This window comes from Bradyrhizobium sp. UFLA06-06 (assembly GCF_054820065.1).
Map to the genome: position 1 here is coordinate 21,126 of NZ_JADFUD010000044.1, position 15,050 is coordinate 36,175.

At 62.7% G+C, this 15,050-nt stretch carries 15 protein-coding genes and 1 pseudogene; 7 read left to right on the forward strand and 9 right to left on the reverse strand.

Annotated elements, in window-relative coordinates:
* Positions 1-198 precede the first annotated feature (198 nt).
* The 3 genes and pseudogenes from IF803_RS29580 to IF803_RS29590 all read left to right on the forward strand — a co-directional run.
* Positions 199-427: pseudogene (locus IF803_RS29580) on the forward strand (hypothetical protein); the annotation flags it as partial.
* The gene (locus IF803_RS29585; protein ID WP_461194510.1) at positions 424-1,038 is read left to right on the forward strand and encodes a hypothetical protein; all 615 of its coding nucleotides are present in this window, start codon (positions 424-426) and stop codon (positions 1,036-1,038) included. The pseudogene IF803_RS29580 and the gene IF803_RS29585, both read left to right, overlap by 4 nt.
* 126 nt (positions 1,039-1,164) lie before the next feature.
* Positions 1,165-1,434, forward strand: coding sequence for a hypothetical protein (locus IF803_RS29590; RefSeq protein ID WP_461194512.1), 270 nt, complete (start codon positions 1,165-1,167; stop codon positions 1,432-1,434).
* Between the two features lie 975 nt (positions 1,435-2,409).
* Here the strand turns inward: IF803_RS29590 and IF803_RS29595 are convergent.
* Together IF803_RS29595 and IF803_RS29600 are read right to left on the reverse strand one after the other, a co-directional pair.
* On the reverse strand, positions 2,410-2,550 hold the full coding sequence (locus tag IF803_RS29595; RefSeq protein ID WP_172646958.1) for a hypothetical protein: 141 nt from the start codon (positions 2,548-2,550) through the stop codon (positions 2,410-2,412).
* A gap of 863 nt (positions 2,551-3,413) precedes the next feature.
* The gene (locus tag IF803_RS29600) at positions 3,414-3,548 is read right to left on the reverse strand and encodes a hypothetical protein (protein WP_018273493.1); all 135 of its coding nucleotides are present in this window, start codon (positions 3,546-3,548) and stop codon (positions 3,414-3,416) included.
* Positions 3,549-4,014: 466 nt separating this feature from the next.
* Between IF803_RS29600 and IF803_RS29605 the strand changes: the two genes are divergently transcribed.
* Positions 4,015-4,299 carry a hypothetical protein gene (locus tag IF803_RS29605; RefSeq protein ID WP_259244551.1) on the forward strand — a complete coding sequence of 95 codons (285 nt, stop codon included), beginning with the start codon at positions 4,015-4,017 and terminating at the stop codon, positions 4,297-4,299.
* Between the two features lie 356 nt (positions 4,300-4,655).
* Here the strand turns inward: IF803_RS29605 and IF803_RS29610 are convergent, their stop codons facing one another.
* Positions 4,656-4,796 (reverse strand): DUF3606 domain-containing protein, encoded by a 141-nt coding sequence (locus IF803_RS29610; protein WP_069277187.1) that lies wholly within the window; start codon positions 4,794-4,796, stop codon positions 4,656-4,658.
* A 213-nt stretch (positions 4,797-5,009) separates the two neighbouring features.
* Here IF803_RS29610 and IF803_RS29615 point away from each other — a divergent pair, with 213 nt between their 5' ends.
* Positions 5,010-6,800, forward strand: coding sequence for a thiamine pyrophosphate-requiring protein (locus tag IF803_RS29615; RefSeq protein ID WP_028343224.1), 1,791 nt, complete (start codon positions 5,010-5,012; stop codon positions 6,798-6,800).
* A 24-nt stretch (positions 6,801-6,824) separates the two neighbouring features.
* The gene (locus tag IF803_RS29620; protein ID WP_063607115.1) at positions 6,825-7,601 is read left to right on the forward strand and encodes an SCO family protein; all 777 of its coding nucleotides are present in this window, start codon (positions 6,825-6,827) and stop codon (positions 7,599-7,601) included.
* Here the strand turns inward: IF803_RS29620 and IF803_RS29625 are convergent.
* The 6 genes from IF803_RS29625 to IF803_RS29650 are packed head-to-tail and all read right to left on the reverse strand — an operon-like array spanning position 7,555 to position 14,565.
* On the reverse strand, positions 7,555-8,598 hold the full coding sequence (locus tag IF803_RS29625) for a hypothetical protein (protein ID WP_461194515.1): 1,044 nt from the start codon (positions 8,596-8,598) through the stop codon (positions 7,555-7,557). The genes IF803_RS29620 and IF803_RS29625 overlap by 47 nt on opposite strands.
* Before the next feature lie 29 nt (positions 8,599-8,627).
* Complete coding sequence (locus IF803_RS29630; protein ID WP_461194517.1) at positions 8,628-9,155, reverse strand: c-type cytochrome; 528 nt, start codon at positions 9,153-9,155, stop codon at positions 8,628-8,630.
* Entirely contained in the window at positions 9,152-9,682 is a 531-nt protein-coding gene (locus IF803_RS29635; RefSeq protein ID WP_028343221.1) for a DUF3341 domain-containing protein, read from the reverse strand. Before IF803_RS29635 ends, IF803_RS29630 begins: the two co-directional genes overlap by 4 nt.
* Positions 9,675-11,030, reverse strand: a complete 1,356-nt coding sequence (nrfD, locus tag IF803_RS29640; RefSeq protein WP_028343220.1) for an NrfD/PsrC family molybdoenzyme membrane anchor subunit — start codon at positions 11,028-11,030, stop codon at positions 9,675-9,677. Before nrfD ends, IF803_RS29635 begins: the two co-directional genes overlap by 8 nt.
* Positions 11,027-13,912, reverse strand: a complete 2,886-nt coding sequence (locus tag IF803_RS29645; RefSeq protein WP_051448057.1) for a TAT-variant-translocated molybdopterin oxidoreductase — start codon at positions 13,910-13,912, stop codon at positions 11,027-11,029. Before IF803_RS29645 ends, nrfD begins: the two co-directional genes overlap by 4 nt.
* A complete protein-coding gene (locus IF803_RS29650; protein WP_028343218.1) occupies positions 13,909-14,565 on the reverse strand; it encodes a cytochrome c3 family protein in 657 nt (218 codons plus the stop codon). The genes IF803_RS29645 and IF803_RS29650 overlap by 4 nt, the downstream gene beginning before the upstream one ends.
* A 120-nt stretch (positions 14,566-14,685) precedes the next feature.
* On the opposite strand from IF803_RS29650, the gene IF803_RS29655 reads away from it, so the two are divergent.
* Positions 14,686-15,039 (forward strand): hypothetical protein, encoded by a 354-nt coding sequence (locus tag IF803_RS29655; protein WP_035632624.1) that lies wholly within the window; start codon positions 14,686-14,688, stop codon positions 15,037-15,039.
* The last annotated feature ends 11 nt before the right edge of the window (positions 15,040-15,050 follow it).

A 15,050-nucleotide genomic window follows, 5' to 3' on the forward strand; every position in this document is an offset into this window, starting at 1 on the left:
TGATTGATGATCGCTGGCGCTCCTCGATTCTGCGACGCGCACTGCTCGATTGAATTGGCTCCCGCCGCACGATGCGAACGTGCCTTCCTCCGTGAACAGCGGAGCGCCCTCACCGAGATGGCTCGACGGGAATATGCAGGTCCAGCACTCAGGTCGAGCGCAAATCGGCAGGTGGTGCTGGTGATGATGGTGGAGCACTCGATCGACCAGGCTATCAATGCCGGCTATCCGTGGCTTGAGATCAAATGCTCGCGGTGCAAGACGCCGCGCGCGGTTGACCTGGGCTGCCCTGCGCCACGTTCCGACCACCAGGGTGCACGATCTCGCCGACCGCCTGCGCTGCGTGAAGTGCAGCGCGACTGGCAAGCGGCCGGCCGCGGAGCTGCTGCAACTGTGGCAGCGCTGCCCGATCGGAGACACGACGTGACCAAGCTCACGCGCCGGCGCGACAAGGAAGCTGCCCGCGAGAAATGGAGCATCCTTTATCGCGACGTCGTCGTTGGTTCGATCGGGCTGCGCAAGGGCGTGCCGAACCACGCGGACCAATGGGAATGGAAATGCGGCTTCTATCCCGGATCTGACCGGTCGACCGGCGGACCGGCCGCGACGTTCGACGACCGGCGCGCGGGGTTCGAAGCGGCATGGGGTGCGTTGCTGCCGACCCTGACCGAGGCGGACTTCCAGGCATGGCGCGATCATCGCGACTGGATCGCACGCAAGCAGGCCATGTGGGATCGCGGCGAAAAGCTGCCGTCTCAACAGCCGTCGTCGCTGATGCGCTGTCCCTGTGGCGCGACGTTTGATAGCCACCGTCCGGCCGAAAGCCAGATTCACACCCCTCACCATCTACGCTGCGCAAAGGCGCGACGGAATTCGACGATGAAAATGAAGGAAGACCGTCGCTGGGCGGACCCGGAGGAAGCCGCGCGCCGGATCATGGAACATGCCCGCGCCTTTGAGCCGATCCGAGATCGGCCGGATCTATATCGAAAGGATCAACTATCCGATGATCTACCAGGACAAGGCGACGCCGGCTGAGTATTGGGCTGGCTTGCTGGCTCGAATACCACGAAAGCGGGACGTTCGTGAGGATGCTGCAGTTGGGCAAAGACCTGTTCGTCTAGCCGGCACGATTTGGTAGGGTCACCTCAGGGAGCCCCTCCCATGAGTTCGGACGATTACGCCGCTGAGGCGGCCAGACACCGACGCATAGCAGAAGAGTATCGCACACTGTCGTCGTACGCGATGGACGACGGAATACGTCGAGCCTATCTCAAGCTGGCAGATGATTATGAGCTGCTGGCGAACAACGAGGATCGGGTGGCAAGCCATCTCAAAATCACGCATCGAGGTCGGAGAGCATGCTCTTCCTTGCTCAACGAGGACGGCCTAGAAGGCAAGGTCGATTATCAGCACTGCGACCGCGATGCTTAGAAATCCGATGATCAGGGTCCAATCCCGACGTTCGTCCGTCATACTGCACCTCGGAAAAACCGGCCCCAGCGCCCCGGGGAGAACGCTGAGGCCGATGGTCGTCCCACTCCTCAACCCGACCGACGTTTGCAACGTCAAGAATTGCCACTTGTTCCCGAAAAGAAACGGCCCCAGCACGAGGAGAGCACCGAGGCCGTGTCGGGTGCTACCGACATTGAAGCACCAAGACTTGTGCTCAATCGGGCCCCGTGGAGAAACGTTCGTTCCTAGCCGACGACACGTCGCAGAGCGTATCGCACCCTGCCGTCATCCGCGAACGGCCGGCGATGGACTATCGAGCGACGCCGGGCTGACGCTCTCCGCCCGTTTAGCCCTTTTGGTGATCACCGCGAGCCGGTTATCGATCCCGGCTTCCGTCCTGCGCATCTGGATCGCTATGAGGCGGTGATCCATCCCTGACTCATGCAGCGCAACCAGCAAACGTTCTTCGGTTTCAGTCCAACTCTTAAATCTATTCGCGCTCATTCCATCTCGTTCCGCATCGCAGCAAGGGAACGACCCCGGCACCATCTTGGGGCTAGCAGGGCCAGTGAACCGGGGCCGTTCTCTGCGCCCCCACAGCGCAATGCACCGTAATGGGATAAAGTAGCAACGAAAGCTACCCTCGTGGACTACTCCACAAGTGTTCGAATTCGCGGCTGCGGGTGTTCCATGGCACCGAATCGCGACGGGCTCGATCCGAATCGGGAAGGGCAAGCTGCCCAGGATAAAGAGGCCGCCAACTGAGGCGGCCTCTTTTTACATGAACAAGGCGATAGCCACTATTGCGATGGGGCTCAGCCCGAGCGCCACGATGAGCGCGCTAAAAAGGTAGGTCACTACTCATGACACAACCCCTGCGTTTGGGGTTGAAATCCTATTCCTCGATGCTGGGCGACCGCTAGTGCAATTTGTGCCACCGCGCGGCCCCGCGTTCTACAGGAACAAGGCCGCAGTCGCGGCAACAGTCGTAAGCGCAATCGCGGTCAAGCAGGCGATGGAAATCCAGTCGTAGCGATCGGCCATGCCGATACACTCATCAGATGCGATTGCCTTGTCTTGATCCAGGTCAACCATATTCAGCTCATCTGGTCTCTCAGGGCCGGTATTCGCGACATCTGATCCGGCTTGGCCCCAGCCTTCGCGGCCTTATCGTACTGCTCTAGTGCGAGAACGTGGAGAGCTGCGGCTTTGGATGGTTCTGCTTCAGCGAGCGCAAGCCGGGCTGCAAGTTCGGCTTGGCGTAGGTGATATTCTGCGGACGGCACGTCGTTCCCCGTTGCTCCTATCGCAACGGATTCATGACGTGCAAATGGGCATTTTGTTCCAGAAATTCTGTCCAGAACAGCACACAAGCTTTTTGTTCCAGGCTGAGAACGGAATGCGTCCTCTCGACAAGGAGGATCGATCGGCCGCCTGGCAACCTATGTTAGTTGGCACATTATATCGTCATCACCGGCCAAGCCTCTGCCCGTGGGCGTCGGTGGCTGAGAGACCAAGTGCTTCCGCCTGCATTGAGCGAGGGAGCGCGGCTATGGCCGATCAGCGCGTCATCAATCGCATTGCAGCGATCAACGGCAGGACGGGCACATCGTTGATGCGGCCCTCCGGGTCTCGGCCGAAGCTGCCCGGCTGCTCAAAGACAATCCGCCGCCGGATACGTTCATCGGCCGCAAAGACGCACGAGCCTTTCCCGCAAGAGGAAAGCAGGTATGGCGAAGAAACGGACCGTGGGCGAGCGACTTGATACCCCAGCCAAGCGGGCGCGAGCCAGGTTGCGGCGATTGAGTGCTAAACTGAAGCCAATCAAACTGGAGATGATGAAGTCCGATATCCGCCCTGGTCCTCAAAATGTAGACACGAAGGGCACTAAAGAAACGGCCAGCGAAGGGGTTACACGCTGAGGCCAAGTCGTCATGTCATCACGAGAGGTAGGACGCTCAGCCGATCAGCAGCCAACTTACGCTGACGATGAGCGCCACAAACGACATTCCAGCAAAGCTGAGAAAGCCGTATTCAACACCATCCATGCGACCGAAACTGAACATCCCCGCAGGATCGCCCGGCAGCACCATTCTCGCATTTAGATATGCATGTCAGCGAGGGTAACCCAAAGAAACGGCCCCAGCACCTCTGGGGGCCTAGAGGCCGGTGCTGAGGCCAGTCGTCCTTTGATGAATCGGGACGTGACCCGAGGCTTTGAAGCTAACACGGCTGTCAGAAGTTGCTAGTTCTTCCCGCGCGATCCGACGAAGCTAGTTTTAATACGCTCCTGTCCAATTGCCACGTCAGGCGAGGAACCATAGAGAGGAGATCAGCGTCTAATTGGCGCTTCTGGTCAGCCAAGGTGCCCCCCGACTGCCAGAGGAAAACCCGTATCGTTCGGGTTGGCGGCCCCCCGGTTGGGGCCGCTTTCAGTTCGCCGCGAAAGCCAGGTGGCGCTTATCCAAAGTTGATCGTCACGATTCACATAGTTCAATGCCGGGCGCTCCATCCTTCGAGCTAATCGACGCGCTCGTATTTTGCAGATGGTGGATGCAAATGGAATTTATTGGACGCCCGATGCGGGGACGTTTCCTCGTTCGGCAGGGTGGCAACGGATGGATGGTCTACGATAGCGAACTCAAAGGACCAGCCCAGATAGAAAAGAACGGCGCGTTCGCCGCTGATGGCGAGCAAAAGCCGCTGCGGCCCGATTCCTATGCCTGCTTCCGCTGCGGCGGTGTCGCTTCGGCAATGTCTATCCTCGACAGTCGCCAAGGTAAGAGCTATCGCCTTCGCCGCTGCGTAAGCTGCGAGAAGCTGAGTTGGGCTGAGGAAGAGTAAGGGTCGAGCGCCCAAGAATCTCCAAACAGAGTGCGTTCATTCGCGAGCTCGGCCGAGCTGCTGAAGCTGCCGGCAACGTCGTGGACCGCTGCTTGTTCCCGAAGCGAAACGGCCCCAGCGAGAGGACGTGCTGAGGCCGATTCGGTGCCCAGCGAGGTGCCAGTCTGGGCCGCTCCAAACTGACCGCGAATGTGCCCCGGGTCTTCGGGGGAGAGCCGGGGCACGCTCCACTCGTCCATGCCGCTCTGCCGCGAGCGGCGCGGGTCAACGTTCACCGCGAGGACGTTGTTCCTAGCGACTTCTTCTTTGCTACCCTGAGCCGACGCTCAACCCCGCTTCCGGCTGGTGCCGACCATTTAGACCGCCTTCTTCACCGATGCCTCCGACTTGCCCGTCCTCCTCGACTCGTAACTCACCTCGTAGTCCTGCCCGCCGGCGACGCGCGCCCGGTCCTGCTTGCGACCGCGCGCGGTCTGCTTCTTTGCTTTCTTTGCCATTCCGGCCTTCCTGTCGATGAGGGCCAACTCTGGCTATTATCGAACCAATCTAATGGGCAACCGCATGTCGCGGCGGATCCTCACACGTTCGGTGACCATTGCACCTGCCTATTTCTTCTCCGATGCCACCTCCTACTTGAGGGGACGGTCGCTTTGGAACGGCTGACAATCCCCGCCGTTCACCGCTCACATTCAACTTTCGGGATATGCACGATGTCCAGGACCGTTGGCGATTTCGTAGTGCAGCGCCTCCAGGACTGGGACGTGCGGCATCTCTTCGGTTATCCCGGCGATGGCATCAATGGCGTGTTCGGTGCGCTAAATCGCGCCGAAGGCAAGATCGATTTCATCCAGGCGCGCCACGAGGAGATGGCGGCGTTCATGGCGTGTGCCTATGCCAAATTTTCCGGCCGCCTTGGCGTCTGCATCGCGACGTCGGGCCCCGGTGCCTCACACCTGATCACCGGTCTGTATGATGCCCTGCTCGACCATCAGCCGGTGCTCGCCATCGTGGGCCAGCAGGCGCGGAACGCGCTGGGCGGGCAGTATCAGCAGGAGCTCGACCTGGTCTCGATGTTCAAGGACGTCGCCAGCGCGTATGTCGCGCAGGCTTCCTCGCCCGCTCAGGTCCGCCATCTGATCGACCGCGCCGCGCGCATTGCGCTCGCCCGGCGCACCGTGACCGCGCTGATCCTGCCGAATGATCTGCAGGAAGAGGATTACGAGGATCCGCCGCGCGCACACGGCACGCTGCGGTCGGGCGTCGGATACACTCCGCCGAGGATCGTTCCGGCAGAGGCCGAGCTCGATCGCGCCGCCGACATTCTCAACGCCGGCAAGAAGGTCGCCATGCTCGTCGGCGCCGGCGCGCTTGGCGCGACCAACGAGGTCGCCTCCGTCGCCGACCGGCTGTCGGCCGGATGCGCCAAGGCGTTGCTCGGCAAGGCCGTGGTGCCCGACGACCTGCCATGGGTGACGGGCTCGATCGGCTTGCTCGGCACCGAGCCGAGCTACGATCTGATGATGGAGTGCGACACGCTCTTGATGATCGGCTCGGCGTTTCCATATTCCGAGTTCCTGCCCAAGGAGGGCCAGGCCCGCGGCGTCCAGGTCGACATCGACGCCGGCATGCTCTCGATCCGCTTTCCGATGGAGATTGGCCTCGTGGGCGACGCCGCGGAGACGCTGCGCGCGCTGCTTCCGCGCCTGAAGCAGAAGAGCGACGGCAGCTGGCGAAAGACGATCGAGCACAATGTCCGGGCCTGGTGGAAGACATTGCAGGATCGTGCACACCAGCCGGCCAAGCCGGTCAATCCTCAGCGCGTGACATGGGAGCTATCGCCGCGCATTCCCGATCGCGCGATCATCACCAGCGATTCCGGCTCCTGCGCCAACTGGTTTGCCCGTGATCTGAAGATGCGTCCCGGCTTCAACGCCTCGCTGTCGGGCGGCCTGGCATCGATGGGCGCGGCCGTTCCCTACGCAATCGCCGCCAAATATGCAGCGCCCGATCGTCCCGTCATTGCGCTGGTTGGCGACGGCGCCATGCAGATGAACAACATGGCCGAGCTTATCACGGTCGCCAAATACTGGCGCGACTGGAGCGACCACCGCTGGATTGTCTGCGTCTTCAACAATGAAGATCTCAACCAAGTGACATGGGAACAGCGCATCATCAATGCCGATCCCAAGTTCGAGGCATCGCAACGCATTCCCAACGTGTCTTATTCGCGTTTCGCCGACCTGATCGGGCTGCGGGGGATTTATGTCGACGACCCCGCACAGCTCGGCTCGGCCTGGGAGCAGGCGCTCGCGAGCGACATTCCGGTGGTGCTGGAAGTCAAGACCGATCCGGAAGTGCCCCCGCTACCGCCGCATATCACGCTCGAGCAAGCCAAGAACTTCTCGATCGCGCTCGCCAAGGGCGACCCGAACGAAGTCGGCGTCATCCGCGGCGCAGCGCGTCAGCTGCTCGAGACCGTGTTGCCCGGCAAGGAGAAGTGAAGGCCAGGAGCGATGCATCATCAGATGATGCTTGCCGTCTGTTTGGTCTGCGCAGCGCTGGCGCCGGCGCGCGCCGAGTTGACCAGATCCGATGTCGCCGGGGTCGAGGCATCGCCCCGGCCCGGCGCCGTGCTACCGCTGAGCGTCCGCCTGCGGGACGAAAACGGCGTCGCACGGCCGATCCGGCAATGGCTCACCGGCGGGCCAAGCGTGTGGGTCCTCGCAGATTTCACCTGCGACACACTGTGCGGGTCGGTGGTCAGCACCGTCTCCGACGCGCTCCGGCGGTCCGGCCTGCGTCCCGGTCAGGACTTCGATCTGAACGTCGTGAGCTTCGACCCGCAGGATACCGCGGAGAACGCGAAGGAGATGAAGCAGGCGCAAGTCGGCCTCCAAGCGTTGGGCGATGCCACCCACGTCCTGCGCGGCGATGCCAGCGACGTCGTCGGACTAACAAAAGCATTCGGATTTGAAGCGGTCTACGATCGCGACCAACTCCGCTACGCGCATCCCGCGGCCGCCTTTGTCGTGACGGCCGACGGTCGCATTGCGCGCGCCCTGCCCGGTCTCGGGCTAGATCCCGCCAATCTGCGCCTCGCGTTGGTCGAAGCCGGTCAAGGCCGCATCGGCGGATGGACCGATCATGTCAGGCTGATGTGCTACGGATTTGATCCCGCAAGCGGTCTCTACACGCTCGCGGTCGGTCGCCTGCTCAAGGCGACCGGTCTTGCGACCTTGGTCTTGCTCGGTCTGCTCATCGTCGCTCTGCTTCGGCACGAACGCGAGGCGGCGCGAAGTTGAGCCATCTGCCATGGCGTAGGCGGAACGCTACGCCCCAGGCCAACAGCCCCATAAGCAAGGCCAGACCGGCCACCAGCATGATGCCGGTGAGCCAGCCGGGGAGACCATCAATGGCCGGGAATGCCAGGACCGACGCCTCGCAAATCCGCATCGCGAGCGTGAGGGCGCATAGTCCGAGTAGCCAACGGCGATCGGCGCGGACGAGTGCAAAGAACGGAAACACGAGCTGGCCGACGGCCAAGAGCGACAGGACGAACTGCCAGCCCTCCGACGAGCGATCGATGTACCAGGTCACCTCGTCCGGAATGTTGGCCGACCAGATGACGATGTACTGCATGGCATGGAGATAGGCCCATAGCAGGATCGTCGACAACAGCAGCGCGCTGTAGCCGCCGGCTCGCCTTATGCGGCACAGGAGAAGTCCAAGGCCGATAGCGCCGGCGACGCCGTCCAGTAGCACCATACCGAGATACAGCAGGCCATAAATCGATGAATGGAACTGCGGCTCCAGCGCTTCGATCCAATCCACACCGGCGAACGACACGGAGATCGCGTAGACGATCAGTCCACCGGACGCCGTCCTCGCCATGCGATCCGGGTCCGGCCAAGCCGCCTGCAACTTCAGGGCAAGGCAGGTCCAGACGATGAAATAGATCACCGTTCGTGCCGCCACGAACCACGGAGCGAGATAGACCGCCTTGAAGGCCGGTAGCGCCGCGTGAGGTCCGGCCGCAGGATAGAGCGCAGCGAGGTCGAGCAGGACCGGCAGGAAGAGCACGCCGAAAATAGGAAGGGTGGCGCAGACCGCCGTCATTGCCGGCTGCAATTCCTCCGTCCACGCCCGCCGCACCAGATAGCTCGTCATGAGCACGCCGAGCGTCCCGATCGGAACCGCACTGACCGCGATCCAGGCCACGAGATAGGCCGCGGCGGTCGAACGATGGTCCGCGAACGCACCTGCAACCAGCATGCCGGCCGGGCCGACGACGGCGATCATCAAACGGCGATCGCGCAGGTCGCGTCCGATCATGGTTGTTCCACAAGCTTGCCACGCTGGCCCGCCGGCACATCGTCGATCGACGCATGACGGCTGAGCTGCAGCGCGCGAATATAGGCGACGATCGCCCAGCGATCGCGCGGCGGCACGCGTGCGCCATAGGAATACATCGCACCGTAGCCGTTGCTGATAACGTCGAAGAGATGCTGGTCTTCGGCGTTCCGCAACCGCTCGGCATGGTAACTGGTCGGCCGCGGCATGCCGCGCTCGACGATGATGCCGTTGCCGTCCCCATTGGCGCCGTGGCACGGCGAGCAGAAGATGTCGAAGCGCTGACGGCCCCGCTCCAGCAGCGCCGCTGTCAATAGCGGCTTGGTCCGCATAGCGGCCTGTTCCGCCAGCGCGTCGCGGTCGACCGCGCCCGCTGGCGGTTTGCGCAATGCGCTACCGCGAAACAGCGGCGCGCGGCTGTACTCACTGTAACGAGGCTGTGCGTCCATGTTCTGGTCGCACCCGGCGAGCAGAAAGGCCGACGCAAGAAGCCATGCGCCCTTCATGACGATACGAGCTCCACTGACAGCGCCCCAGCGCTCTGCAGGAAAGCCGCCGTCTTACCGGAATCGAACACTGCGTCCTCGGCCAGCACGCACAGAAAGAACCGGTCCTTGCTGGCGCGGGCGATATGACGGGCGTTGAAGATCGGATGATTGAGCCGCGGCAGGCCGTTTTGCCAGAGCATGGCGATGATCATCACGAGTGCCGACACCAGGATCGTCAGTTCGAACGCCACTACGGCGAAAGCCGAGAGTGCGTAGAGTGGCCGCCCTCCGACATCGAGCGGATAGTCGTAATTCACATAGAGTTGCATCAGCATCGCGATGGCAGCGCCCGCCAGACCGCCAACGAAACCAACGATGGAAATCCGGGGCGTCGGCAGCCGCAGGACTTTCGCCAGCCCGTCGACCGGAAACGGCGTGAACGCATCGAGCTTGCGATAGCCCGCCTCGCGGGCCTTGCACGCCGCCGCGAGCAACGCCCGGGGGCTCTCGAACTCGCCGAGCAGGCCGAAGGAGTGCTCAGCCATGAGGCTCCTCCTGCTCCTTATGCAACAGCTCCTCGGTCTCAAAAATCGAAATCATGGGAATGAAGCGGATCGCAAGCAGGAACGGCACCAGAAACAGACCGATCGTGCCGAGATAAGTCGACCAGTCCCAGAAGGTCGGGGTGAACGCGCCCCACGACGACACAAGGAAGTCGCGGTAGAGGCTGGTGACGAGGATCATGTAACGCTCCAGCCACATTCCGATCACGACCGAGATGGAGATCGACAGCAGCATCCAGCCTCTGCGCCGCACCGAACGCCACCACAACCCCTGCAGCGGAATGAAATTGAAGACGATCGCGCCCCAATAGGTCCAGGCATAGGCACCGGTGAGCCGGTCCGACAGCGTCTGCATCTCGTGCGCTCCACCGGAGTAGAGCGCGTCGAAGACTTCGAAGAGGTAACCGTAGCCTGTCATCAGGCCGCACGCGAGCAGCACCTTGCCGAGCACGTCGAGATGGTCATCGGTGACCAGATTGCCGAGACCGAACAGGGACCGCAGCGCGATCGCGATGATTGCGACCACCGCAAAGCCCGAGAAGGCCGCGCCGAGCACGAAATACGGCGGAAAGATCGTCGAGTGCCAGCCGGGGATCTGGCCGGCCGCGAACAGCAGCGAGACCTCGCTGTGCACGGACACGACGAGCGGCACCGCAAGCCCCGCTGTGAGGCGATAGGCCTGCGACCAGCGCTGCCAATGCGCGGCCGAGCCGCGCCAACCGAGCGACGTGATGCCAAAGAAAATCTGCCAGCCGCGCTTCCTCGACCGGTCGCGCGCGGCGGCGAGGTCTGGAATGAGACCAGTGTACCAGAACGCCAGCGATACGGTCAGATAGGTCAAGACCGCCCAGATGTCCCATTCCAGCGGGCTGCGAAACTGCGGCCATATCCCCATCGTCGCGGGGTAGGGAAACATCCAGTACAGATACCAGGGACGGCCGAGATGCAGCACCGGATAGATGCCGGCGCAGATCACCGCGAACAGCGTCATGGTCTCGGCAAAACGATTGAGCGAATTGCGCCATTCGCTGCCAGTCAGGAGCAGCAACGCCGAGATCAACGTTCCGGCGTGACCGATACCGAGCCACCAGACGTAATTGTGAATCGCGAATGCCCAGTTGACCGGAATATTGATGCCCCAGATGCCGACACCGCGGGTGAACAGCGCAGTTGTGGAGACCACAAGGAGGAGCAGAAGCGCCGATGCGATGATCATCGCAATCCACCAACGCCGGCGCGCCGGAAAATGCAGGGGAATGCCGGTGAGCTGATCGCTGACCCGCCCGAGGCTCTGGTCTTGCGGCAGGATATCGGCGGTGCGATCGATCATTCCTGGCCTTCCGGGGGTTTCCAGCGTGCCAGATAGGTCGTGCGCGGTCGCGTCCCCTGCTCTTCCAGCAGCACGTAATGCCGTTCGTCACCGCGCAGACGCGACACCTCGGAGTCGGGATTGCTTATGTCGCCGAACACGATCGCCTTGGTCGGACACGCGCTCTGGCAGGCGGTCACCACCTCGCCGTCGCGGATCGGCCGGTTCTCCTTGTCGGCCGCGACATGCGCGGCCTCGATCCGCTGCGTGCAATAGGTGCACTTCTCCATCACGCCGCGCGAGCGCACCGTGACGTCCGGATTGTGTGCCGCATGTTCCGGCGCATCGGACGCAAGACGATAGTCGAAGAAGTTGAAGCGGCGCACCTTGTAGGGGCAGTAGCTCGAGCAGGTCCGGGTGCCAATGCAGCGGTTGTAGACCATCTGGTTGACGCCCTCCGGACTGTGCGTCGTGGCGTGGACCGGACAGCCCATCTCGCAGGGGGCCTGCTCGCAATGCATGCAGGGCACCGGCTGGAAGAAACTGCGCGGCTCCTCGACGTCGCCGGCGTAGTAGCGCGCAATCCGCAGCCAGTGCATTTCGCGACCGACCTTGACCTGATCGCTGCCGACGACCGGCACATTGTTCTCGGCCGTACAGGCGGCCACGCACGCATTGCATCCGATGCAGGCATCGAGGTCGATCACCATGCCCCAGGCGTTTTGCGCCGAAGGCTTTGGCGGATAGAGGCTCGGTTGCGTCGTCTCGTGGTTGGGATGGTCGGTGTCGGCTGCATTGACTTCACGGATGAAGTCAAACCCCTCCATGCGGTGATGCAGTTGCGTGACGGCCAGCGTCTCGCGCGTTCCCAGCTTGTGCAGGCTGCCCTTGGTCTGCCAAAGCTGGTCGATCGGTTGGACGTCATAGGCATTGTAGCCGAGACCATCGCCAACCCGACCGGCTTTGCTGCGGCCGTAGCCGAGCGTGAGCGCGACCGTGTTCGGGGCCTGGCCTGGCTGGACCCACACAGGTCCGGTGATCGATCGATCCCGGACCCTAATCCTGACGTGGTCGCCGTTGGTCAGATCCTCTCGCCTGGCCAGCGCCGGACCGATCGAAATCACATTGCCCCAGGTCAGCGTGGTCAACGGCTTCGGCAACTCCTGCAGCCAGGCATTGTTGGCAAAACTGCCGTCCCAGATCGTCGGATCGGGCCGGAAGACAATATCCAGTCCATCATCCGGCAGCGGCGGAACAACGGCGGTTACCGCCGCGTGGATGTTTGGTGGGGCCGCCCTCTGCTCGGGGACATAGCCGTCGTGCAGGCAACGCGTCCACTTCGTCTCGAAATCGTCGCCAAGTGTCGCGCGCCACGTGTCCCGCACCGGCGCTTCCGGCAACGGGTCCATTTGCCCCAGCAGCAACGCCATGACCTGATGAACGGTGCGGACGTCGTAGAAGGGTGCAATCGTGGGCTGGATGATGGTGGCTGTTCCATCCACCGAGCGCGCATCGCTCCAACTCTCCAGCGTATGCGTCAATGGCAGATGCCATTCGCAAAGCGCTCCCGTCTCGTCCCGATGGATGCCGAGATGGACCGAGTACCTGACCTTCGCAACTGCGTCTCCGAAAGCCAGCCACGCCGGCGCAGTATAGGCCGGGTTAGCGTCAATGATGATAAGCGTTTTTACAGCGCCGCGGCCAATGTCGCTCACCAAATCGCTTAACCTCTTGGCGTTCGCAACATTGGGGGCAGGCGCCGCAGCGCCGAGCAGCGCATTCGCGCCGAGCGCCTCGTTAGTTCGCGCCACCCAGGACGCTGTCGCGTCGTCGCCGAAGCGACTGCCGGTCACGAGCGCTCGGCCACACGCCGACCGGCACGCATGGACTGCGCGATCGAGCCATCGTTGCTCCTTCGCCGAAAGATCAGGCTTTGCCGCGCCGGCGACGTCATATGAATTGGCAAGTCCTTGAGCGATGAGCCAGATGCGCGAGGCATCGACCGCCACCCTCGCCTCCGCCATCGCTCCTGTCGCGGACGGCACGGCCTCCGCCATGTACAGCGCAAGTCCAGGCTTGTCGGCGGTGCGATGTCGCGCCGCCGACCAGGCGCGCGCGTTGGCGACCTGGTGAGGTCCCGCTCCCAAGAAATCATCATCGAGACTGACGACGACCTCGCAGTTCTCGAATTGTGGACGAAGTTGCAGCGCCTGACCATAGGCAGCTCTCGTGGACTCGAGCCATCGTCCGCCGCCAACGGCGGCATGCTCATAGATCCGGGTCTTGGGAAACTCTAGAACCAGAGCTTCAATCTGGCGAATGAGCGTCGGCGAAGTCGAATGACCCAGCAACAATGCGAGCCCCTCGCCCTGGCTTTGCGTCCACTGCTGACGCAACAGGCCGATTTGATGCTGCACGTCGTTCCACGTCACCGGCTCGCCGCGACGGCTAGGTGCTCGCGCGCGATCGGGATCGTAGAGATCGAGCACGGCGGCCTGCATGAATACGTCGCTGCGGCCCTGTGTCGCCGGATGGTCCGGATTGCCGTCCAGCTTGGTTGGCCGGCCGGAATAGGTCGTCGCAATGACCGGCTGGGCATAGCCATCCAGCGTCACCGCCGTCGCATAGTATTTTGGAATGCCGACGTCCGTACCCTGCGGTTGTTCGACATAGGGCAACGCCGCGACGAACGGGCTCTTCTCGCATCCCGTTAGTCCGGCAAGCGCAAAGGATGCGCCCATCAGCTTCAGAAACGTCCGCCGCGCCGTTGGGCCAAAGGTTGCGGCGACCGGATACTCTGCATCAACCCACGCCTCAAACGCGGGATCACCCAACAACTCCTCGAGGCTCGACCAGAGGACGGGGCCACGTGGATGGTCCGGTTTTGTCGCGCGGCGCCTCATCGATGACACACATAGCAATGGGCGAGCTGCCCGAAGCGGATGCCTTCATGCGCAGCGATCGCCTCGCCTTGCTTGCGTGCATCGCGGCCGGCCTGCCACGTCATGTCGGTAATATGATCCCTTGGACGCAGATGCGGCGCGGGGTCGCGGTGGCAGTCGAGACAGAACTCCATAGTGAACGCCTTGGCCCGATAGGTCAGCGGCATGGAGTCGATGCGCCCGTGACAGCTCTCGCAACCCACGCCTTTTGCGATGTGAATGTCGTGGCGGAAGAAGACGTAGTCGGGCAGCTTCGCCACGCGGGTCCAGGCGATCGGCTTGTTGTCGGCGAGGCTTTCTCTGACCGGTTCCAGCATCGCGGCATTGGTCCAGATCTGCGAATGACAGGTCATGCAAGTCGCCGTCGGCGGCAGCCCTGCCCGCGAGCTCGTCTCGACGCCCGTATGGCAATAGCGGCAGTCGATCCCGAGTTCGGCCGCATGGTGCTTGTGACTGAACGGAACCGGCTGGTGCGGGCGGACATCGGTCGACGTCTCAAAGGCCGAGTGCGCAAATCCGATCACGCCGATCAGACCACCGCCCAGAACAGCCAAGCCACTCACCATGAACAGGCGCAGCCACGTATCCGCGGCAGGAGAGAATATCTGGGTCATCCGGTCGCCGGATCAGCGTCTTGAGCACGTCAGATTGCAATGCAGGCCGAACAGGATCGTTCCTGGATTGGAACATGCGCCCATGGTTGGCATTGGTCTCCGTGCCTTTCGGGTCCCCCCATGACTGACAGCCCCGATACCAATTACGAGCGGTCCGATGTCGATCCCGTCCTCCTGGGTTGGCTGGCGCTCGGCCTCGGACTGTTCATCGTAGCGACGCCCCTTGTCATGCCTTTCGCCTTCTCGCGGTCGATCGATCGTGGAATCCCCGCGGGGCGCCCTGCGCTCAGTGCCGAGGCGCCGCCGCTTGCACTCGATCCGGCGGCCGAACTGCGCCGGCATCGAGAAGCTGATCGCCAATTTGCGGACAGCTATGGCTGGATCGATCGCGGCCGCGGCCTGGTCCGGATCCCCGTTAGGCGTGCGATGGAGCGGCTGCTGGAGACCGGCCTGCCCGGCTGGCCGTCCCGATGATCCGCGCAGGC